Source organism: Halorubellus litoreus, from assembly GCF_055378595.1.
Genome location: NZ_AP043836.1, coordinates 1,173,482 through 1,194,835 on the forward strand (window position 1 = coordinate 1,173,482; position 21,354 = coordinate 1,194,835).

Below are 21,354 nucleotides of genomic sequence, written 5' to 3' on the forward strand. Positions count from 1 at the left end.
CCCCGTCGCCTGACCCACCCCGCCGTTCTACCCCGTCGCCTGACTCACCCCGCCGTTCTACCCCGTCGCCTGATTCGCGCTCGCCGGGGTGGTCGCTGTCCGGTCCCGATTCATCGAGCCCGTACAGTCAAGAGTCCCCCCGTCCTACGAGGGGCAGGATGGCGGCGACCCGCGAACGAATCGAGCGCCTGCACGACGCAGCGACGGCGCTCTCGCGGGCTGACGCCGAATCGGAGATCTTCGACATCGCGGTGGAGTCGGCGGCGGACGTGCTCGCGTTCGACGCGTGCGTCGTCTGTTGCGTCGAGGACGACCGGCTCGTGCCGGCGGCGGCGGTGGCGGTGGAACTCCAGCCGAACGCGCCGACGCTCGACGCGAACGAGGGCGTCGCCGGGCGGACGCTCCGTCGCGGCGAGACCGAGGTGGTTCCGGACCTGAACGCGGACGCGGACGCGGCGCCGACGGACCCGGCGTATCGGTCCACGCTCTCGATACCCGTCGGTGACGACGCGGTGTTCCAGGCGCTGTCGACGGACGTGGACGCGTTCACGGACACCGACCGCGAGCTCGCGGAGTTGCTCGTAACGTACGTCGAGCACGCCCGGGAGCGCGTGAGTTACGAGGCGCTCGTGACGCGCGAACGCGACCGGTTCGCGGCGCTGTTCGAGAACGTCCCCGACCCCGCGCTCCAGTACCGGCTCGTCGACGGTCGCCCGGTCGTCGACCGCGTGAACTCCGCGTTCGTCCGTGCGTTCGGGTACGAGCCAGCGGACGCGATCGACGAACCGGTGACAGACCTGCTCGTCCCCGAGGCCGACCGGGACGCCGCCGAGGAACTGCACGCGGCGGTGAACGACGGCGAGCGCCTCGACGACGAGGTGGAGCGGCGAACGGAGACGGGGACGCGACGGTTCCTCCTGCGGAGCGTTCCGGTCGCGGGCGACGACGAGACCCGGTCGGGGTACTTCATCTACACGGACATCACGCCGCTGAAGGAGCGCGAACGCGAGCTCGAACGACAGAACGAGCGGTTGGACGCGTTCACGGGCGTCGTCAGTCACGACCTCCGGAACCCGCTGAGCGTCGCTCGCGGGTACGCGGACCTCGCGCTCGAGTCCGGGGACGTGACCGCCGTCGAGGAGGTCCGCACGCAACTCACGCGGATGGAGGCGATGCTCGACGAACTCCTCACGCTCGCCCGCCAGGGCGACGTCGTCGGCGACACCGAGCGCGTGGACGTCGCGACCGCGGCGACGCTCGCGTGGCGTCACGTCGACACGGACGACGCCACGCTCGACGTCCGCGCGGACGACCTCCACGTCGACGCGGACCCGAACCGACTCCAGGAACTCCTCGAGAACCTGTTCCGAAATAGTATCGAACACGGCTCGACCGGGTCCGAGACGTCCTCGGACGAGGCGCCGGTGTCCGCGTCGGACGGTGGCGCTGACCACTTGACGGTGACGGTGGGGGCGCTCGCGGACGGGACCGGGTTCTTCGTCGCGGACGACGGCGTCGGCATCCCCGAGGACGACCGGGACGCGGTGATGGAGATGGGGTACTCGACGGCGACCGACGGGACGGGGTTCGGGCTCGGTATCGTCGCGGAGATCGCGCGAGCGCACGACTGGTCGGTCGCGGTCGGGGCGTCGGCCGATGACGGCGCGCGTTTCGAGATTCGCACGACTGCGAGCGAGTAGTCGGCGTCGGCGGGCGGACGCCGCCGCGCTCGCCCAAGGCACCTTGGGGTCGCGCTCACCCTCGTGGGACCCCAAGCGGTGGTATGACGAACGTCATCGGTGACCTGACGATATCGGTCGAACGGACGGTCGACGTGGACGGTGAGACGGTGTTCGACGTGCTCGCTGACCCGGAGACGCTCGGGGGCGCGGAGCGCGTGGCACGCGAGGAGACGCGGGAGTCGACGGGTCGCGCTGGGGCGCCGGGAGCCGGCGTCCGCGACCCGCCACCTCGAGTGCGCCGCGGCGACACGTTCGTCGGGACGGTCGCGGCACCCGCGGGCCGGGACGCCGACGGCGTCCCGGAGGTCGGTGACGGGTCCGCGGTCGGGACCGGTGCGTCCTTCGAGTCGTACTTCACGGTCGAAGAGCACGACGCTGGCCGGCTCGTGCTCTCGGGCGGCGGCGACGGGGACGCGGGGTCGTTCGACGCGCGCGTCGTGGTCGCGGTCGCGGACGTCACCGAGGGTGCGGTGGTGCGCGTGGACGCGACGATGGACGTCGCCGGGAAGGTCGCGTCGCTGGGCGCGCAGCGGGTGCGGGCGGCCGCGGCCGCGGTCCTCGAACGCTACCTGTCGCGCGTCGAGCGCGCCGCGGCGTCCCCGGCGTAACGCTCGGCGGCGCGAACGACCGCGGCGACGGCGAGCGCGCCGGCGGCCGCGCCGACGAGGTTCGCGAGCGCGTCCAGCGCGCTCGCGGAGCGATAGGGGACGCCGAGCTGGAGGAGTTCGACGAGCACGCCGTACGCGACGGCCGCGGCGACGCCGACGACCGCGCGGCCGTCGGCGTACGTGACGGCGGCGGCGAGGACCATGTACCCGGCCGCGTGCAGCCACTTGTCGGCGCCGACGACGCCGAAGGGACTCGAGAGCGACCCGCCACCGCCGGGGACGAGCGACGCGACGAGCACGACCAGGGCGAGGACGGCGACGAGGAGCCAGCGCGAGCGAGCGGTCACGTTCGGTCGTGCACGCCGGCGGGCAGAAACCTTGCGGTGGCTCGGAGAGCGACGCGCTCGGCGAGCGCGGCGCGGTCAGGCTGCGGTCTTCTCGATGACGACGCAGTCCTGGACGTCGAGCGCGGTCTCGAACTCGTCGGTCCGGTCGACGTCCGTGCCGAGCCCGAGGAGGAATCGTGCGTGCGCGGACCGCGTCGCGTCGACCGCGCCCGTCTCGAACCCGAGGCGGTCCGCGATGGCCGGCCAGTGGTCGGCCGCGACGAAGAACGCGACGAGGTGGTCGTCCTCGTACGCGCACTCGTGGTGCTCGCGGTACTCCTGCAGGCGCAGCGAGAGGTCCGCCTGCACGACCGACAGGAGTTCCGGGAGCCGCCCGGGCTTGACGACGCCGTCACCGGCCGTCAGCAACAGCACCTCCTCCGGGAACGGGTGGTCCTTCACGACGACCCACCCGTGACTGTCCTCCCGACCGCATCGAGAATCATACCGTATCAAGCGCTCGCGGCCTCATAAAGACGGTACGCAACAGGTTCGTTCGTGCGAGCGCGTCGCTCGAATCGCCCGCGAGCGGCGGTGCGTCGAGCCTACGTCTCCTCGACGTGGCGGACGCTGCAGGCTTCGCCGCGCGTCGATTCCACCATGGCGTCGCCGTGCATCTGCGCGCGACCGATGGCGAACGCCTTCGGCCCTTGGACGACGACCTCGTCGCCCTCGCGGATGTCCGAGTCCGCGTCGACGACGCCGGGCGCGAGCACGCTCCCGTGGGGAACGAACCCGTCGATCTCGACGCGCTTCGTCGGCACGTCGCTCTCGAGCCAGCGGCGCGCCCCGCGGAGGGTAAAGGAGAGCGTCCCGTAGTTCGGGACCATCGTCGCGAGCTGCGGTGCGGCGTTCTGGTCGTCGCCCGCCGTCGGCGGTTCGTCCGCGCGAATCTGGAGTTTCGGGTACCGGCTCGTCACCGTGAAGTCGCCGAAGAGGTCGTCGCCGGCGTCGGCGCCGAACTGGTAGTCCGCGAGCGCGCGGACGGTGTTACGCTGGCGTTCGCGCTTCCCGTACGCGGACTCCCCTTCGAGTGCGGCGGCGAGGTTCGCGAGGCTCTCGTCCGTGGTGGGGTGGTCGGCGACCGTGAACTCGACGTCGAGGTCGGGGTGGGATTCGAGCGCGCGTTCGACGATGGGGCGGTAGTCGTCGGGGACGTGCGCGACGACGCGCGGGTAGTCGTTCGCGTCGAGGTACCGGCGGAGGACCTCGGCGACGAACTCGACCTCGCCGGCGGTCCACTCGCCCGTGACGACGGTGTCGTAGTGCTGGGCGGGGTACGTGAGTTCGAGCTCCTGGGGGACGACGCCGATGGGCGAGGTGATGGACGCGAGGTGCGCGCGGTACCGGATGACCTCGCGGAACTGGTAGTGACTCTGGGAGTCGCTGTAGGGTTTGGTCGCCGAGCACGGGACGAGGACGAGCGGCGCGTCGAACCGGTTCCGGTACCGTTCGGTGACGCGCTGCGCGAACCGCTGTATCTCGACGCGGTTGAGGGTGTCCTCGGTCGTCGCGTCCATGTGCGCGTTCCGGTAGACGGGCGTCCGCTCCTCGAGGTATCCCCACTCCTGGTCGAGTTCGCGGACGAGCGCGGTCAGCCACTGGTCCTGGCGCGCCTGCCCTTCGACGTAGTCGCGGAGGCGGCCGTCGCGGATGCGGCGGCGGACGCGCGCGAGTTCCGCTTCGAGGACGGCGACGTTGTGGTCGACGCAATCCTGCCGGTCGAACGCCTCGCGGGGTTTGCGGCAGGCCTCGCACGCACACGGGAGTTCGTCGAGGTCGTCGAGGAAGTGGTTCTCGTCGGTCGTCAGGTACCGGCCCTGGGTGCCGAGCGCGACGGCGCGGTCGGCGTCGAACAGATCGACGCCGGCGTACGCGAGCACGGCGACGTTCCGCGGTGTCGCCGCACCGGAGAGGTAGACGGCGGCGTCCTCCGGGACGGCGTCCTTCACGGCGAGGATGGCGTCCTTGAAGCCGCGAGCGTGCCCGAGGAACCCCTGGACGTCGGAGAGCACGTACGCGTCCGCGCCGCTGGCTTCGACGTGGTTCGAGCTGACGACGGCGGCGCTCGGGTAGTCGACGTCGGGCGCGGTGACGGCGAAGGAGTCGGCGACCTCGTCGGCGGTGCCGGCGGGGAGGCCGCGGTGGGGCAGGACGGTGAGCGTGCGCTCGTCGCCGTCGGGGACGTCCCGGTGCTCGGGCCACATACCGCCGGCGTTCTCGACGACGTCGTCGACGAGCCCCGGCGTCGCCACGGGGTCGGAAAGGCGGAGTTCGGCGGCTCTCGCGGCGCCGTCGCGCGAGAGCACCTCGAAGTACTCGGTCATGACGCGTCGTCGGGGCCGCGCTCCCCTGTATCTTCCCTTCTGCGCGCCCGACGGCCGGCTCGGCCGAGCGGCCGAGCATCGGATGGACAGCGACCACCAGCGAATACCATGAGGTTCCCTAAATCCTACTTCAGTATCCTCCCAATAATCTCCAAGGGAGTGACGTCGTCGCGTCCCCCGAATGCGTGCTAGATGCCCGGCGCCCAAAAATTAATTAACCGGTACGACGTCTTCGGTTGTGGATGCCGAGGTGGGCATCCGTGTCAGAGGCACTCCCTCTTTCACTTCCCCCATTCCCCCCCTTTCGAAGACCCGGGAGCCAGTGGTTCGCTGATTCTCTCACGAGGTCGTCGCGCGTCCCACGCAGTGGAGCGCCCGCCGGTGAATCCGCGCGTCGTCGACCGCGAGCGCCAGCCGCCGGTCGCCCGTCGACCAGCGCACGAACGAGCGGTTTCGCGATCCGCGACGAGGAGCGCATCGAGGTTCGCGAGAGGTTCCCTCAGTGCTCGCGACCGTGGAGGTTCACGAGCGACACGTCCTCGGGAACCCGCGCCAGTGCGCGCTCCGGCCAGTCGCGGTGCGCGAGCGTGAACGCGGCGTCACTGCCCGCACAGAGCGCTGCGACGCCGTCCGCGGCCGCGTCGAACGCCGCCCCGTCCAGCCGCTCGGGAACCTCCGCGGTCAACGGGTACGTGTTCCGGAGCGCGCGCGGGAACGGCCCGAACGGCGGTTCCACGGTCCACGATTCGTCGAAGTCGTCGTCGTTGTCGCCCTCGGTGAGGAGCACGTCGCCCTCGGGCGCGAGCCGGTCGAGGCGCTCGTGGTGCCGGACGACCTCCGGGCGACGCGCGCTCTCCCCGGAGAGGTAGAAGAACGTGTCCTTGGACGCCGAATCCGTGCGTTCGAGCTGCTCGGCGTGGTCGAGCGCCGCGCGATACCCGTCGAGCATCGCCGGGTGCGCACGGGCGCGCGCCTCGACGAGTTCCATGAGCGACCCGGTCCGGATGGCCTGGCGGACCCTCCGCATCTCCGCGAACGACACGTGGAGGTTGTGCGCCGCGAGCTCGTCGCCGCGCTCGCGCTCGCCGAGCGCGCGCAGTTCCGCGGGCGTGTGCTCGCTACACACCGGGCACGGGCACGGGAGGTGCTCGAGGTCGTCGAGGTGCTTCGTGCCTCGCACCGTCAGATAGCGGTCGTCGCGAGCGTAGAGCGCGTACGCCGCGGAGTCGAAGAGGTCGCAGCCCATCGCCGCGGCGAGCGCGAACATCATCGGGTGCCCGGCGCCGAACAGGTGCACGGGACAGTCCTGGTCGAGGCCGCGTTTCGCCGCGGCGACGACGTCCACCATGTCCCCGTACCGGTAGTCGTTCATCAGCGGGACGACCGCGCCCACGGGGAACACGTCCAGGTCCGTACTCGCCGCGTGGCGTCCGGCTTCCTCGCGGAGGTCCGCGTGCGTCGACCCCTGCACGGGCGCGTTCACGAGCATGTCGCCGACGTCGACGCCCTCCGCGATACCGAGCCGCTCCTGGGTCGTCCGGAGTTCCTCGGCGGCTTGCTCGCGGCTCGCGTCCGGCGGCGTCGGGATGTCCACGGGCGTCCCGACGTCGCTCCCGATGTCGTACTGGAACTGGAGTATCTCCTCGGTCGTCACGTCGATGTCGCCGTACTCCGCGAGCTGGAAGCTCCCGGAGTCCGTCATGATGGCGCCGTGGAAGTCCAGCAGGTCGTGCAGCCCCTGGTCGAGCGCGTCCTCGCGCAGGCCGTCGCTCGTCTTGATGATGTAGCTGTTCGTGATGAGGATCTGCGCGCCGAACTCCGTCTCCATCCGGCGCGGCTCCAGGGTCTGGATGTTCGGGTTGACGACGGGGAGGAGCGCGGGCGTCTCCACCGTGACGCCGGCGCGCGGGACGTCGAGTCGACCGACGCGGCCCGCGCCGTCCCAGTCGCGCGCCTCGAAGTGGTCTCTCATTGCTCCGCGGTTCGCCCCTCGCGTCGGTAAGGGTGTCGTCTTCGCCGCCGCGGTCCGTCCAACCCGTCACAGCGGCCGTCGCCCGGGGGGCGTCAGGCCGATTCGCGCCGCGAGAGCACGACCGCGGCGACGACCGCGGCGAGCGCCACCGCGACGACGACGGTGCCGACGACGCCATCGAAGACGAGCGTGCCGTACGCGACGAAGACGAGTGCGGCGACGACGACCCCCGCGACCGATGCGTTAGCTGCCTTCACACTCGCGAGTAGGCGCTCTGCGAGCGTAGTCGTTCTGGTGGCGGCCAGTGGCGTCGTCCCGATGCCGAAGGGTCGTGGTGGCGCTCAGAGCAGTATCGCGATCACGTCGAGGACCGCAGCGGCGCCGTCGGACCCCGCGCTCTCGGGCGCGAACTGGAGCGCGAGGTACGATAGCGCCAACAGCACCGAGTTGTAGAGCCCGTGCACGAGCGCGTTCACGACGATGTTCTTCCCGTACTCGTAGATCGCGCCGAAGACGAGCGACGGGAAGAACAGGATGCCGATGGTCGTCGCGACCGCGGAGAGGTCGCCGATGAGCGCGACGAAGTGGATGCTCGCGAACAGCGCGCCGCCGAGGACGATGGCGACCGGCGCGGACGTTCGCTCGCGGATGCGGCGCTGGACGACCCCGCGGAACAGGAGTTCCTCGCACGGGCCGACGACGAGGAGCATGACGGGGATGAGGAGGAGGAGCGACGTCGGGTCGCTCTGGGCCTGCGACGTCGTCGCGTTCTGCGCGGGCTGGAGTTCGAGGAGCGTGACCGCGATGCTCGCCGAGAGCGACAGGGCGAGCGTGGCGAGCAGGCCGCCGACGACGAGCACGAGCCCCTTGACGTCGGGGACCGCGACGCCGAGGTTCGAGATCGGTTCGTTCCGCCAGCGCAGGTACGCGTAGACGCCGACCGCGAACCCCGCCTGGGTGCCGGTCAGGGAGACGATGAGCGTCGGCGTGGACGTCACCTCGAACCCGGCGAGGAGCATCACGAGGCCGGTGCCGAGCGCCAGGACGAGTGCGACGACGAGCGACAGGACGATGACGCCGACGGCTTCGCCGAACGCTCGCAGGAACCCGCCCGTGCCGACGCCGGTCTCCCAGGGCGCGAGCGTGCTGTCGGCGCCAGCCTCGACGCGCCCGCCGGTGGCGTCGGCGCTGCCGTCGCGTCCCGGGTCGTTCTCGCGGAGGCTCGCGGGGTCGTTCCACTCGTCGCCGTCGTCGGTCCAGCCGGTGTCCTCGCCGAGTTCGGGCTCCGCGCCGTCGTCGGTTCCGCGGTCGTCGCCCCACTCGCGCTCCGTGCCGTCGTCGGACCCGCGGTCGTCGCTCACGCTCCATCACCACCCTGGGTCGCGGGAGCGTTCGCGTCGACGACGTCGGCCGCCTCGCCGGCAGCCGGCTCCGCGCCGCCGGTCGCGTCGTGGGCGTCGCCGAGTGCGCGTTCGAGCGCGTACCGCGTGACGGCGACGTGCGTCCGACCGTCCCGTATCCGGCCGTCGCGGACCGCGGCGAGGAGGTCGCTGAACCCGGTGGTGTCCACGCGGATGCTCTCGTTGAAGTCGAGTTCCTGCTCGCCAGCCGGCTCGCAGCCGGTGGCGACGTAGACGTGATGCACCGAGTCCAGGAGACCGTTCGCGGGCTCGACCGTGCAGAGGTGCGAGACGTCGCCGGCCTCGTACCCGGTCTCCTCGCGGAGTTCGCGGCGAGCGGCGACCGCGAGGTCGTCGTCGTCCGGTTCGATGCTGCCCGCTGGGAGTCCGCGGTTCACGCGAGAGACGGCCTGCCGCCACTCCTCGATGACGACGACCTCGCCGGCGTCGAGCGCGCCGAGGTCGCCGTCCTCCGTGCTGGCGTCGTCGCCGTCGCTCGCGTTCGCAGCGAACGGGAGGACGACGACCGCTTCGGGTTCGGTCAGGTAATCGAAGTCCGTGTCGGTGCCGTCGGGGAGCCGGACGTCCTGATGGACGACCTCGAACCCGGGGCACGCGTACGCGACGTCGCTGGCGCGGGTCTCCCACGCCAGCGGGTCGGCGTCGTCTGTCATACCCGGGCGTTCGACCCGGTGGCCCTTACGAGTTGAGGTCAACAACCTTTTTTCTGCGGAGGGTGCGCCACAGGCGCACCCCCGTCCACGGGCGACTTCTGGTCGCCCGTGGGGCAGCGAGACGGCTTGCCGTCTCGCCGGGCTTGAAAAAACGTTGCTGGAAAAAAGGCCGAGCGACTCGCTCGCTTCGCTCGCTCGCGCTCGGTGAGTGCGCTGGACGACACCGCGACCGCACCGCGACCGCCACCGCACCGCGCCTGCCCTCCCCCTGCTCGCAGCACGCGCCGGCGGCGCGCGCTGCTCGCGGCCCGGGTCGTCCGTCGAATCGAGCGTTCGAGGGACACCCACCACGAAGCCACGCGGAGGTTTACGTCTCACGTAAACCCGAGTGGGTCGTGGCACGGTCGCGCTGCGGAGTCACGCCGCGTCGCGGTGCGGAGTCATGCCGCGTCGAGGTGCGCGAGGAGTGCGTCGTTCACGCGGTCGGCAGCGTCAATCTGGACCCAGTGGCTGGCGTCCGGGATGCGTTCGACGGTGAGGTCGGGAATCCACTCGTCGAGGCCGTCCGCGTTCGCGGGGACGAGCGCCTCGTCGTCGAGCCCCCAGCAGACGAGCGTCGGCGCCTCCACGCGCCCGTCGGGCATCGGGATGCGCGCGGACGCGAACGGGAGTTCGTCCCTGGCGCCCTCGCGGATGAACGACCGATAGTAGTTCACGGTGGCGGTCGCCGCGCCGGGTTGCAGGAACGCCTCGCGGTAATGTTTGGTCTCCTCGCGCGGCATCGACCCCGCGAACAGCCGCCCGATCGCTTCGGCGTCGTCCCGCCCCAGCCCGAACTCGGGGAGGGCGGGGAGCTGGAACGCGAACATGTACCACGAGCGCCTGAGTTGCGCGGGCGTACGCAGGAGCTCGCGGAACCGCTCGGGATGGGGCGCGTTCAGGATGGCGAGCCGGCCGACGACGTCGGGCTCGCGGATGGCGACCGACCACGCGACCGCGCCACCCCAGTCGTGGCCGACGACGTGCGCCGTTCCCGAAGCCGAGTAGTGCTCGACGAGTCCGACGACGTCCCCGACGAGCAGGTCGATGCGATACTGGTCGATACCGCGCGGTTTCTCGCTCTCGTTGTACCCGCGCATGTCCGGGATGACGACGCGATACCCCGCGTCCACGAGTGCGGGAATCTGCTCGCGCCACGAGTACCAGAACTCCGGGAACCCGTGGAGCAAGACGACCACGTCGCCGTCCTCGGGGCCGGCGGTGACCACGTGGAGGCGGACGCCGTTCACCGCGACGTGCTCGCGTTCGAGGTCGGCATCGACGTTCGCGGCGAGCGTCTCGAAGTCCGTCATAGCGGAGGATTCGGGCGCCGGCGGTGTAACTCCTCTCACTCCGTCAGTCCGTACCCGCGTTTGACGAGCGCGACGTCGATGGCGAACACGACCGCGGTCGCACCGGCGAGCACGCCCAGGGAGAGCCACGGGTCGAGGACGTTGACGTCGAGGAACCCGTAGCGGACGGCGTCGACCGTGAACACCATCGGGTTGAGGAAGCTCAGGGTGTACGCGAGGCCGTCGAGGGCGTCGAGCGGGTAGAAGACGCCGCCGAAGAAGACGAGCGGGCGGATGAGGAACTGGTTGAGGACGGTGAGGTAGTCGAAGTCGCGCGCCCAGAGGCCGCCGACGACGCCGATGCACGCGAACAGCGCGGCGACGAGCGTCAGCGCGACCGCGAGGTAGAGCGGGTGCGCGATGGAGACGAGGTCGTACGCGGGGTGGGCGACCGTGAACGCGACGCCGACTATCGCGATGATGATGCCGACGAGGACGCCGCGGAGCGTGCTGGCGGCGACGTACGCGAACGTCGTCTGCCCGTAACTCAGTGGGCTCGTGAGGACCTCGTGGATGTACTCGTTCCAGCGGCCGTGGAATATCGAGAAGGAGGCGTTCTCGAAGCCGTTCGAGACGGCGCCGAGGACGACGAGGCCGGGGAGGACGAAGAGGATGTAGGGGATGCCGTCGCCGTAGCTCCCGATGCGTTCGCCGAGGATGACGCCGAACACCGCGAAGTACAGGACGTTGTTGATGAACGGCGGCAGGAACGTGTTCCGCGGGCGGCGGACGTACCGGAGTATCTCGCGGCGGACGAGCGTGACCGTGCCCGTGGAGACGCCCGGGATGCTCGAAGCGACGCTCATACCTGGGACACCTCCGCTTCGGCGGGGGACTCGTCGTCGCCCGCGTCGTGGCCGCCAGCGTCGCCGTTGCCAGCGTCGCCGTCGTCGCGCGCGGTGCTCGCGTCGTCGCCGGTCATCTGGACGAAGATCTCCTCCAGACTGGTGCGGGAGACGTCGAGGTCGACGACCTGGTGGCCGGCGGCCTGAAGGGCGGTGACGACGTCCGCGACCGCGCGCCCGCCGTCCTCGACGCGGACCGTGAGTCGGTCGGCTTCGACCGCGGCGTCCAGCACCGCGTCGAGGTCGAACGCGGGCACCTCGCTCGGTTCGTCGGCGAGCGTTATCGTGATGGTGTCCGTGCCCCTGCTCATGAGGTCCTCGGGGGTGGCGACGTCGAGCACGGTCCCCTCGTCCATGACGGCGACGCGGTCGCAGAGGCGCTCGGCCTCCTCGATGTAGTGCGTCGTCAGGAGCACGGTCGTCCCGTTCGCGTTGAGGTCGCGGACGACGTTCCAGAGGTCGCGGCGGAGCTGGACGTCGACGCCCGCGGTCGGCTCGTCGAGGATGAGGAGGTCCGGGTCGGTGACGAGCGCGCGAGCGAGCAGGAGCCGGCGCTTCATCCCGCCGGAGAGCCAGTCGAAGCGCTCGTCGCGCTTGTCGTAGATACCCACTCGTTTCAGGGCCGCGTCCGCCCGGCGCTCGGCCTCCTTCGGGGGGATGCCGTGATACCCGGCCTTGTGCTCCAGCACTTCGCGGATGGGGAAGAAGCGGTCGACGTTGAACTCCTGGGGCGCGAGCCCGATGGCGTTCCGGGCGTCGCGGTAGTCGTCGACGACGTCGTACCCGAACACCTCGGCGTGCCCGCTCGTCTTCCGCGTGAGGCCGACGAGTATCTCGATGAACGTCGTCTTCCCCGCGCCGTTCGGCCCGAGGAGGCCGAAGAACTCGCCGTCCTCGACGCGGAGGTCGAGGCCGTCGAGCGCGCGGAGGTCGCCGTACTCCTTCACGAGGTCGGAGACCTCGATGGCGGCGGTATCGGTCATTAGCGGATTCAGTCTGTTCGCGGCCTAAAGACCCTCGGAACTGGATGCGACACTGTCGCACCCGCCAGCCGGCAGGTGAGAGTGTCAGACGACGTCGGCGTCGCCGAGCGCGACGGCGGCGCCGAGCACGAGCATCGTGCCGCCCGAGCCCCTGCGGAGCCACGTGCGGACGCCGGGTCGGTCGACGAGCGCGCGGGCGGTCCCGGAGGCAAGCGCGAGCGCGCCGAGGTACGCGGCCGTGATGGCGGCGTAGAGCGCGCCGAGCGGGAGGAGTTCGAGGCCGGTGCCGAACTGCGGGAGGAACGCGAGGAAGAACAGCGCGACCTTCGGGTTCAGGACGTTCGTCACGAGGCCCTGCCGGAAGCTATCGCTGGCGGTCGAGTCGTCGACCGAGAGGCCGCCGTCGCCCTGGCGGAGCGTCGCGACGCCGAGGTAGAGGAGGTACGCGGCGCCCGCGAGCCGGACGAGGTCGTACGCGACCGCGGACACGCGGAAGAGCACGGAGAGGCCGGCGACCGCGGCGACGGTGTGGACGAGCACGCCCGCGGCGACGCCGAGCGCGGCGCGCACGCCGGTTCCACGGCCGCCGCCGACGGATTGGGCGAGCACGAACGCCGTATCGGGGCCGGGCGCGAGGACGAGGCCGACCGCGGCGACGGTGTACGCCGCGAGCGTCGCGACGTCCGGGAGCAGCGCCGGGAGCATCTACGCCGACCGTCGACGCGACCACCGAAATGTCTTGGGTGGTCGGCAACGCTTATCGGCCCGGCTCAACTGCCACCGATATGGACCGTGCCCTCCTCCACCGCGTCTCGCTGGTCGTCTCCGGGTGCGTGCTCGGCGCGCAAGGTGCCGCGACGCTCCTCACCGGCGACGCCACCGCCGTTCCAGCCTTGACGCTCGTCGGTGCCCTCGGGATGATATCCGGCGCCGTCGCCGAAGCGTCCGGGAGCGACGACGAGCGCGTGCCCGGCCCGTTCGAGACCGCGCTCGTCGTCGCGGGGGCGGCACTCATCGTCGTAGCCGGCGCCGTCACCGTCCTCGGGTGAGCCGACGAGAGCGACCGACCACACGACGCCGCGACGACGACCGAAACGGCTACTCTGCCGCCACCGCAAGTTCCGTCCCCATGCCAGCCGAGGACCCTCCAGTCCACGACGACCCCGGTACAGCCGACGACCCCGACCGGTCCGAGGAGCGCCTCGCGAGGGACGCCTACGACGAACTCGCGGACTCGTACGCCGTGAACGTCCGGGAGAACGCGTACAACGCGCACCTGGAGTTCCCCGGGACGACGTCGCTCGTGCCCGACGTGGAGGGCGAGCGCGTGCTCGACGCCGGCTGCGGGACCGGCGCGTACACGGCGTGGCTCGTCGAGGGCGGCGCCGAGGTCGTCGGCGTGGACGTCAGCGAGGAGATGCTCGCGCACGCTCGCGACGCCGTCCCCGACGACGCACCCGCCGAGTTCCACCAGGGCGACCTCGCGGAGCCCCTCGAGTTCGACGACGACGCGTTCGACGGCGTCGTGAGCGCGCTCGCGCTCAGCTACGTCCGCGACTGGGACGGCGTCTTCGGGGAGTTCCGGCGCGTCCTCCGCGACGACGGGTTCCTCGTGTTCTCCACGGGGCACCCGCTCGACCAGTTCGGTCCGGACGCGCCCGACGCCGAGAACTACTTCGAGATAGAGCGGCTGACGAAGGAGTGGGACGTCGAGGTGCCGTACTATCGGCGGCCGTTCGGCGAGCTGCTCCGACCGCTGCTCGCGAACGGCTTCCGGCTCGACGACGTCCACGAACCGCAACCCACGGAGGCGTTCCGCGAACAGCGCCCCGAGCGCTACGAGAAGGAGTCCACGCATCCCGTGTTCGTCTGCGTTCGCGCGACCGCTGAGTGACGCCGCCAGCGACGCACCCGCCCGTCGAAAGCCGGGGCGCTCTCACTCGAAGACGCGGCTCTCCTCGCGGAGCGCGTTCGCGTCGTCGAGCACGTCCTCGAACTGGTCGGCGAGCATCGCGATCTGGACCTCGTTCCCGGACGCGTCGGTCGCGACGACCTTCACCTGGCTGTCCCCGAACTCGCGGACTTCGACGTCGTCGGGGTCGAAGAGCTTCGCTTCCGCGGACTTCGTCGGCGCGCCGACGTTCTTGATGGAGCCGTCCTTCAGTTCGACCATGAAGTCGGAGATGTTGACGTTGAGCACGCGTCGGCGTTCTCGCCGCCACGGCAAAAACCGTCGTATCCCGGTCGCGTGACCGCGGAAGTCCCGGTCGCGTGACCGCGGAAGTCACCGCTTACCACGGATTCGCGGCGATTTACTATCAGGCGTGGCGGCGTAGCGCGCGCCATGGCCCCGCTGCATGCCCTCGAGAACCTCGACGACGCGCTCGACGCGACGACGGGCTTCCTCCGACCCGTCGACCGCTCGACGTGGGTGAGGCTCGCGATCGTCGCGTTCTTCATCGGCGGTCCGGGCGCGAACGCGAACAGCGTCCAGTGGACGTTCGGCGGCGGCGGCGGGAACGGCGGTGGCGGGCCGCCGAACGTCGTCTTCGAGCCCATCGGCGGCGTCGAACTCCTCGTCGCGGCAGCGGTCGTCGTGTTCGCCCTGGGGCTCGTCGTCCTGTTCGGGTTCGTCGGGTCCGTGATGGAGTTCGTGTTCGTGCAGTCGCTCCGCGAGGAGACCGTTCGCGTCCGCGAGTACTGGGGCGCGCACTGGCGGCAGGGCCTCCGATTGTTCGGGTTCCGGCTCGCCCTGTTCGCGTTCGTGTTCGGGAGCGTCCTCGTGCTCGCCATCCCCGTCATCGTCGGCGCGCTCGACGTCGCATCCGTCGGCGGCGGGCTCGCGATCGCGTTCTTCCTCCTGCTCCTCCCGGTGTTCGTCGTCCTCGCCATCACGGTCGGCCTCGTGAACGGGTTCACGACCGTGTTCGTCGTCCCCATCATGCTCCTCGAGGAGTGCGGCGTCCTCGCGGGCTGGCGCCGCCTCTGGCCGTCGGTCCGGACCGAGCCGCTCCAGTTCCTCGCGTACCTCGTCGCGTCGTTCTTCCTCAGCATCCTCGGCGGCATCCTCGTCGCCGTCGTCACGCTCGTGCTCGCGCTCGCGCTCCTCGTCCCGTTCGGCGTCCTGTTCGCGGTCGGTGGACTCGTCCTCGCGTTCGTCTCCGAGCCCGCCGGTATCGCGCTGCTCGTGCTCGTCGGCGCGGTCTACGCGCTCGCGGTCCTCGCGGTCGTCGCGCTCGTCCAGGTTCCCGTGCAGACGTACCTCCGATACTACGCGATGCTCGTCCTCGGCGACGTCGACCCCGACCTCGACGCCGTCCCCGAGCAGCGCGCTCGCGTCCGCGGAGACGACGCCGCGGGCGAGTCAGCGGCCTGAACGTCCGGAGAGCCGACGCGCTCGCGGTCCCGGGTCGCCGTCGCCGCTGGTGGTGACGGCCGGCACCGGCAGCACCGTCCGTGGGCACTGTGATTATACCGCACGGACCGGTAGGCGGGAGCATGACAGCTCCGGACCTGGACTCGTTCTCGTCGCGGCGGTCGACCGTGTACGGCCAGTCGGGCGTGGTCGCGACCAGTCAGCCGCTCGCGGCGCAGGCGGGCGTGGAGACGCTACGGGACGGTGGGAACGCGTTCGACGCGGCGGTCGCCACCGCCGCCGCGCTGAACGTCGTCGAACCGACGTCGACCGGGCTCGGTGGCGACGTGTTCGCGCTCTACCGGACCGCGGACGGCGACGTCGGCGCGATGCGCTCGTGCGGCGGCGCACCCCAGGGCGCGACCCGCGAGCGCGTGCGGGAGGCGCTCGCCGAAGACGCCGAGGACGACGTCGACCCGAGCGACGTGGAGATGCCGATGCACGGCCCGCACGCCGTCACGGTCCCGGGGACCGCACGCGGCTGGGAGACGACAACTGAAGAACTCGGGCGGCGGACGCTCGGCGAGAACCTCCAGCCAGCCATCCGGTACGCCATCGAGGGCTACCCCGTCACGGAGGTCGTGAGCGCACAGTGGCAGCACGGCGAGGAGCTGTTCGCGGACGAGCACGCTCGCGACGCCTTCCTCCCGAACGGGCACGCCCCCGACGTCGGCGAGCAGGTCGCGCTCCCGAAGCTCGGACGCTCGCTGGAGCGCATCGCCGACGAGGGCGCGGACGTCGTCTACGAGGGCGACATCGCCGAAGCCATCGCGACCGAGGTCCAGGACAAGGGCGGGTTCATGACGGTCGAGGACCTCGCCGCGTTCGAACCCGAGTTCGTCGACCCCGTCAGCACGACGTACAACGGCGCCGAGGTGTACGAACTCCCGCCGAACAACCAGGGGCTCATCGCGCTCGAAGCCCTCAACGTCGCCGAAGAGATCGGCGCCGGCGAGCACGACCACGACTCCCCGGACCGCGTGCACGCGTTCGCGGAGGCCACGAAGCGCGCGTTCCACGACGGCCACCGCTACATCACGGACCCCGCGTACGAGGACGTCCCCGACCTCGGGTCGAAGGCGTGGGCGCGAGAACGGGCCGCCGACGTCGACGACGAGCCGAGCGACGTCTCCTTCGGCGTCCCGGACGCGCACGCCGAGGACGCCGACACCGTCCTCCTGTGCGTCGCCGACGACGCGGGGAACGTCGTCTCCTACATCAACTCGCGGTTCGCCGGGTTCGGCTCCGGGCTCGTCGCCGGCGACACCGGTATCGCGCTCCAGAACCGCGGCGCGTCGTTCTCCCTCGACCCCGACCACCCGAACGCGCTCGAACCCGGGAAGCGCCCGTTCCACACGCTCGTCCCCGCCATCGCGCGGTTCGACGCGGACGACTGGGCGGCGTTCGGCGTCATGGGCGGCTACATGCAACCACAGGGCCACGTCCAGGTCGTCTCGAACGTCGTCGACTACGACATGCCCATCCAGGCGGCGCTCGACGCACCGCGCTGGCGGTACCGCGAGGACGGCTCGCTCGCGCTCGAACCCGACCTCGCGCAGCGCGTCGGCGGCCCCCTGAATCGCCGCGGCCACGACACCGGCGTCCTCCACACCGGCATGTTCGGCGGCGCACAACTCGTCCGCAACCAGAAAGGGACGCTCTCGGCCGCCACCGAACCGCGGAAGGACGGCGCCGTCGGCACGTACTGACCGCGGGTCGCGGCGCCGGGGAGCGCGAAGTCGGGGAGCGCGGGCCCTTCAGAACGCGGACTCGCCGACGGTCTCCAGGTAGACCACGGTCCCGGTGGCCGCGTCCGCGTCGAACGCGGTGACGCGACAGCGCACGCGCTTGTCGACGAGCCCCGGGTCGCCGTCCTCGAGGCGGAGGACGGTGTCGCCGATGCGGACTAGCGGGATGCCGTCGTCGTCGACGCCCGTGACGAACGCCGACAGTTCGTCGTCGACACCGAACGAGGGTTTGCGCGTCCGGAACCCCCAGCCCTTCGTGTACTTCTCGAGGAGGCTCATACGCGCGCCACCTCCTCGGCCTCGCGGTCAGTGGTGTACTCCAGCCCGAACCCGGTGAGCGCGGAGAGCAGGAACACGCCCACGAGCAGCCAGCCGTGGAAGACGTACGGGAACACGTCGGCCGGATTCACGACCATCGCCTGCGTGAACCACTCGTACTGGTTCGGGAGCTCCGTCAGGGTCGCGTACCCGACGAGGAGCCCGCCGGACCACGGGAAGATGTACCCGAGCGCGCTCGTGTTCGCGTCGAGGATGTTCGCGCGCCGGTACCCGTTGACGTTGAAGCGCTCGCCGAGGCGCGCGACGTACGGCGCGATCGCGATCTCCGCGGCGGTGTTGATCGTGATCATCGCGTTCACGAGCGCGGTGCCGAGCACCATCGTCGTCTCCGCGCGCCGCACCGACGTCGCGACGGATTCGAGCAGCCAGTCCTGGATCGCCTGGAACCCGCCGCCACGGATCATGATCTGTGCGCCGGCGACGATGAGGAGCACGAGGACGATGAGCGGGAAGAACCCGGCGGCGCCCGAGTAGAGGCTGCCGCCGACGCTCGCGCTCACGCCCTGCTGGGAGACGTCGACGAGCTCGACGAACGGGAGGAACTCGAGGGATTGAGCGGCCGCGAGCTCGTCGGACGCCCGGAAGACGAGCATCTCCGAGACGGGCGCGAGCCCGAGCGCGACGTTGAACGTGGCCGCGACGACGAGCCCCCACGAGATCGCTTCGACGATGTGCCGGCCGCTCACCGCGGTCCCGATGACGACGAGCATCGAGACGAGGTGGACGAGCCCGAGCGGGTCGCTGTTCTCGACGAACACCGACTGCGCTTGCCCGGACACCTCGACGCCCGTCATGACCTGGCCGGCGGCGAGGTACGCGACGAACGCGAACACGGCCGCGACGATCGCGTACTTGAACCGCGACGCGACGACGCCGCCGATGTCGGCGTCCTGCGTGACCGCGCTCACGATCGTCGTGTCCGAGACGGGCGCGAGGTTGTCGCCGAACACCGCGCCGGAGAGGATGGACCCGAACAGGAGCACGGGGTTCGCGCCGAGGAGCACCCCGGCGGGGAAGAACAGCGCGCTGAACGCGACGGTGGCGCCGTACCCGGTCCCGATTCCGGTTGCGAGGAGCGCGCAGAGCACGAACGTCGCCGCGGGGAACAGGCCGGCGGTGAGGCCGGCGACGTCCGCGGCCCACACGAGCCCGCTGACGAACCCGCCGGTCTGGATGGTCGCCGCGAACATCCCCGCCCAGAGCCACGCGACGACGGCGGTCGCGGCGACGCGTCGCGTCATCCCCTGGAAGATCGTGTTCGCGTACGTCGTCCACGAGCCCTTCACGAGGAACAGCCCGCCGATGAGGCCGACGAGCATCCCCGCGACGAGCCCCGTCGTGTCCCCGATGCGGAGCACGCCGCTCTGGACGATCGCCCAGAGGACGAAGAACGCGAGTGGGAACGCACTCAGCCACTTGCCACCCCGGAACGCGATGTCCGGGTCGTCGGCGTCGTCGACGCCGCCGAGGTCCGCCCCGACGTCGTCGAGGGCGTCCGCTGCTGCGTCCGGTCGGTCGCGGTCATCAGGCATCTGTGTCCGGGGCCAACAGCCCCCCGGGTCAAATGCTTGCTTTTGCAGCGCGCTCGTGCGTGAAGGAATTGGTCGGGTGGGGGCGCCACGCCCCGGCGACCGGTCGGATGCCGACGCGACCGCCCGCCGAGAGCGCGTACCCCTTTGTCGCTGGCGGTCGTCCGTTCGAACGATGCTCCCAGACGCGACCGGTATCCATCACGTCACGTCGATGGTCGGGAACCCGCAGGCGAACGTCGACTTCTACGCGGACGTCCTCGGCCTCCGGCTCGTCAAGCAGACGGTGAACTACGAGGACGTCCTCCGGCATCACCTCTACTACGGGAACGGCACGGGCGACCTCGGGACGCTGTACACGTGCTTCCCGTACCCGAACGAGCCGCCGGGGCGACGCGGCCCACCGCAGCTCACGGCGACCGCGTTCGCGGTGCCGCCGGACGCGATGGGGTACTGGCGCGACCGCCTCGAATCGCGCGGCGTCGACGTCGAACGACGCGACCGGTTCGACGACGCCGTCCTCCGCTTCGCGGACCCCGCGGGAACGCGACTCGAACTCGTCGCCGCGGACTCGCCCGTCGAGCCGTACGGCGACGGCACCGTCCCAGCGGACGTCGCCATCCGGGGTATCCACGGCGTCACCGCACTCCCCGTGGACCCGTTCCAGACCGCGAGCGTCCTCGAGACCCTCGGGTTCGAGAACCAGGGGCAGGACGGCAGCCGGGTCCGGTACGCGGTCGACGGCTCGCACGCGACCGTCGTCGACGTCCTCGACCGCGGCCACGACGACGCGAACGCCGCCGATGCCGGTTCCGGCGACCACGACGACGGCCGCCACGACAGCGACGACGACCGCGACGACGAACCCACCGTCGACGGCCGAGAGGGCGACGCGCCCGACTTCGGCGGGTTCGGTCGCGAAGGCGTCGGCACCATCCACCACGTCGCCGTTCGCGTCCCCGACGAGGACGCGCTGTTCGCGTACCACGACCTGTTCCGCGAGCGCGACGTCTCCGTCTCCCGCGTCCGCGACCGGCACTACTACCGGTCGCTGTACGTCCGCGAACCCGGCGGTATCCTGTTCGAACTCGCGACCGAAGCGCCGGGCGTGACCGCGGACGAGCCCGCGAGCGCGCTCGGCCGCCGACTCGTCCTGCCGCCGTGGGCCGAAGAAGACCGCGAGATGATCGAGGACCAGCTCCCGCCGCTCTCGGTCCCGGACCAGCCCTTGTTGGGTGGCGAGTGACGATGCCCGACGAGGACTCGACGGCGTCGACGCCACCCGGCGCGTCGCCGACCGCGAGCGCACCGCCACCGCACGGCGGCCAGCCCGTCGTCACCGCGGGCGCACCACGCGGTGCGACCGACGTCGTCGTGCTCGCGCTCCACGGTCGCGGCGCGACCGCGCAAGGCGTCGTGAACCTCCTCGACCCCGCGTACCGCCACGGCGCGACGTTCCTCGCGCCCGACGCGCACCGCAGTCGCTGGTATCCCCACGCCGCGACCGCCGACCGCGAGCGCAACGAACCCGACCTCTCCTCGGCCGTCGCGGTCGTCGACGCCCTCGTCGCGCACGCCACCGACCACCTCGGCGTCGACCGCGAGCGCGTCGTCCTCGCCGGGTTCTCGCAGGGCGCGACCGTCGCCGCCGAGTACGCGCTCGCCAACCCCGCGCGGTACGGCGGCGTCGCCCTCCTCAGCGGCGCCGCCATCGACACCGACGCCGTCATCGACACCGCCGTCGACGGCGACGTCGAGCGCGGAAGCGAGTCGTTCCACGGCACGCCCGTCCTCGTCGCCGTCGGCGCCGACGACCCGCACGTCCCCCGAGCGCGCGTCGACGCGACCGCGGCCGCGTTCCGCGACCACGGCGCCGACGTCGACGTCCGAGTCAGCGACGGCGTCGGCCACGAGGTCACCGACGACGCGCTCGACCGCGTCGGCGCGCTCGTCGACGCCGCCCGAGACCGCGCCTAGGTTTTTTGTCGCGTCCGC

General features: G+C 71.1%; 22 protein-coding genes. 8 read left to right on the top strand and 14 right to left on the bottom strand.

The genetic code is table 11. From position 1 onward, the window contains the following. Positions 1-158 precede the first annotated feature (158 nt). Together ACZ48X_RS10060 and ACZ48X_RS10065 are read left to right on the top strand one after the other, a co-directional pair. Positions 159-1,700, top strand: coding sequence for a sensor histidine kinase (locus ACZ48X_RS10060; RefSeq protein ID WP_336350907.1), 1,542 nt, complete (start codon positions 159-161; stop codon positions 1,698-1,700). 83 nt (positions 1,701-1,783) lie between these two features. Continuing rightward, positions 1,784-2,350: a hypothetical protein gene (locus ACZ48X_RS10065; RefSeq protein WP_336350908.1), complete on the top strand. Its 567-nt coding sequence runs from the start codon at positions 1,784-1,786 to the stop codon at positions 2,348-2,350. On the opposite strand, the gene ACZ48X_RS10070 is transcribed toward ACZ48X_RS10065, so the two are convergent. The 11 genes from ACZ48X_RS10070 to ACZ48X_RS10120 form a co-directional block, all read right to left on the bottom strand. Next, a complete protein-coding gene (locus ACZ48X_RS10070; RefSeq protein WP_336350909.1) occupies positions 2,308-2,697 on the bottom strand; it encodes a VanZ family protein in 390 nt (129 codons plus the stop codon). The genes ACZ48X_RS10065 and ACZ48X_RS10070 overlap by 43 nt on opposite strands. 75 nt (positions 2,698-2,772) lie before the next feature. Beyond that, on the bottom strand, positions 2,773-3,138 hold the full coding sequence (locus ACZ48X_RS10075) for a DUF8048 family protein (protein ID WP_336350910.1): 366 nt from the start codon (positions 3,136-3,138) through the stop codon (positions 2,773-2,775). A gap of 143 nt (positions 3,139-3,281) precedes the next feature. Beyond that, positions 3,282-5,063 carry an archaeosine synthase subunit alpha gene (arcS, locus tag ACZ48X_RS10080; RefSeq protein ID WP_336350911.1) on the bottom strand — a complete coding sequence of 594 codons (1,782 nt, stop codon included), beginning with the start codon at positions 5,061-5,063 and terminating at the stop codon, positions 3,282-3,284. Positions 5,064-5,562: 499 nt separating this feature from the next. Continuing rightward, positions 5,563-7,035, bottom strand: coding sequence for a tRNA guanosine(15) transglycosylase TgtA (gene tgtA / locus ACZ48X_RS10085; RefSeq protein ID WP_336350912.1), 1,473 nt, complete (start codon positions 7,033-7,035; stop codon positions 5,563-5,565). Between the two features lie 92 nt (positions 7,036-7,127). Further along, positions 7,128-7,292, bottom strand: a complete 165-nt coding sequence (locus tag ACZ48X_RS10090; protein ID WP_336350913.1) for a hypothetical protein — start codon at positions 7,290-7,292, stop codon at positions 7,128-7,130. Between the two features lie 84 nt (positions 7,293-7,376). Then, positions 7,377-8,396: a CPBP family intramembrane glutamic endopeptidase gene (locus tag ACZ48X_RS10095; protein ID WP_336350914.1), complete on the bottom strand. Its 1,020-nt coding sequence runs from the start codon at positions 8,394-8,396 to the stop codon at positions 7,377-7,379. Further along, a complete protein-coding gene (locus tag ACZ48X_RS10100; RefSeq protein ID WP_379762442.1) occupies positions 8,393-9,109 on the bottom strand; it encodes an NUDIX hydrolase in 717 nt (238 codons plus the stop codon). Before ACZ48X_RS10100 ends, ACZ48X_RS10095 begins: the two co-directional genes overlap by 4 nt. A 440-nt stretch (positions 9,110-9,549) precedes the next feature. Beyond that, complete coding sequence (locus ACZ48X_RS10105) at positions 9,550-10,461, bottom strand: alpha/beta fold hydrolase (RefSeq protein ID WP_336350915.1); 912 nt, start codon at positions 10,459-10,461, stop codon at positions 9,550-9,552. A gap of 35 nt (positions 10,462-10,496) precedes the next feature. Further along, complete coding sequence (locus tag ACZ48X_RS10110; RefSeq protein ID WP_379762444.1) at positions 10,497-11,306, bottom strand: ABC transporter permease; 810 nt, start codon at positions 11,304-11,306, stop codon at positions 10,497-10,499. Beyond that, positions 11,303-12,328: an ABC transporter ATP-binding protein gene (locus ACZ48X_RS10115; RefSeq protein ID WP_336350916.1), complete on the bottom strand. Its 1,026-nt coding sequence runs from the start codon at positions 12,326-12,328 to the stop codon at positions 11,303-11,305. Before ACZ48X_RS10115 ends, ACZ48X_RS10110 begins: the two co-directional genes overlap by 4 nt. 84 nt (positions 12,329-12,412) lie before the next feature. After that, positions 12,413-13,033 carry a LysE family translocator gene (locus ACZ48X_RS10120; RefSeq protein WP_336350917.1) on the bottom strand — a complete coding sequence of 207 codons (621 nt, stop codon included), beginning with the start codon at positions 13,031-13,033 and terminating at the stop codon, positions 12,413-12,415. Positions 13,034-13,113: 80 nt separating this feature from the next. Between ACZ48X_RS10120 and ACZ48X_RS10125 the strand changes: the two genes are divergently transcribed. After that, entirely contained in the window at positions 13,114-13,377 is a 264-nt protein-coding gene (locus ACZ48X_RS10125) for a hypothetical protein (protein ID WP_336350918.1), read from the top strand. Between the two features lie 80 nt (positions 13,378-13,457). Beyond that, the gene (locus ACZ48X_RS10130; protein WP_336350919.1) at positions 13,458-14,222 is read left to right on the top strand and encodes a class I SAM-dependent methyltransferase; all 765 of its coding nucleotides are present in this window, start codon (positions 13,458-13,460) and stop codon (positions 14,220-14,222) included. A 42-nt stretch (positions 14,223-14,264) separates the two neighbouring features. On the opposite strand, the gene ACZ48X_RS10135 is transcribed toward ACZ48X_RS10130, so the two are convergent. Further along, positions 14,265-14,528 (bottom strand): hypothetical protein, encoded by a 264-nt coding sequence (locus tag ACZ48X_RS10135; RefSeq protein WP_336350920.1) that lies wholly within the window; start codon positions 14,526-14,528, stop codon positions 14,265-14,267. Positions 14,529-14,672: 144 nt separating this feature from the next. Between ACZ48X_RS10135 and ACZ48X_RS10140 the strand changes: the two genes are divergently transcribed. Together ACZ48X_RS10140 and ggt are read left to right on the top strand one after the other, a co-directional pair. Next, the gene (locus tag ACZ48X_RS10140; RefSeq protein ID WP_336350921.1) at positions 14,673-15,704 is read left to right on the top strand and encodes a DUF7544 domain-containing protein; all 1,032 of its coding nucleotides are present in this window, start codon (positions 14,673-14,675) and stop codon (positions 15,702-15,704) included. Positions 15,705-15,826: 122 nt separating this feature from the next. Then, complete coding sequence (ggt, locus tag ACZ48X_RS10145) at positions 15,827-17,452, top strand: gamma-glutamyltransferase (RefSeq protein WP_336350922.1); 1,626 nt, start codon at positions 15,827-15,829, stop codon at positions 17,450-17,452. A 48-nt stretch (positions 17,453-17,500) separates the two neighbouring features. Here ggt and ACZ48X_RS10150 read toward each other — a convergent pair whose 3' ends face one another. Both ACZ48X_RS10150 and ACZ48X_RS10155 read right to left on the bottom strand, forming a co-directional pair. Next, complete coding sequence (locus tag ACZ48X_RS10150) at positions 17,501-17,770, bottom strand: DUF7513 family protein (RefSeq protein ID WP_336350923.1); 270 nt, start codon at positions 17,768-17,770, stop codon at positions 17,501-17,503. Then, positions 17,767-19,362, bottom strand: coding sequence for a Na+/H+ antiporter NhaC family protein (locus ACZ48X_RS10155; protein ID WP_336350924.1), 1,596 nt, complete (start codon positions 19,360-19,362; stop codon positions 17,767-17,769). The genes ACZ48X_RS10150 and ACZ48X_RS10155 overlap by 4 nt, the downstream gene beginning before the upstream one ends. A 172-nt stretch (positions 19,363-19,534) precedes the next feature. Between ACZ48X_RS10155 and ACZ48X_RS10160 the strand changes: the two genes are divergently transcribed. Together ACZ48X_RS10160 and ACZ48X_RS10165 are read left to right on the top strand one after the other, a co-directional pair. Further along, positions 19,535-20,605: a VOC family protein gene (locus ACZ48X_RS10160; protein ID WP_336350925.1), complete on the top strand. Its 1,071-nt coding sequence runs from the start codon at positions 19,535-19,537 to the stop codon at positions 20,603-20,605. 2 nt (positions 20,606-20,607) lie between these two features. Further along, entirely contained in the window at positions 20,608-21,336 is a 729-nt protein-coding gene (locus tag ACZ48X_RS10165) for an alpha/beta hydrolase (RefSeq protein ID WP_336350926.1), read from the top strand. Positions 21,337-21,354: the final 18 nt, after the last annotated feature.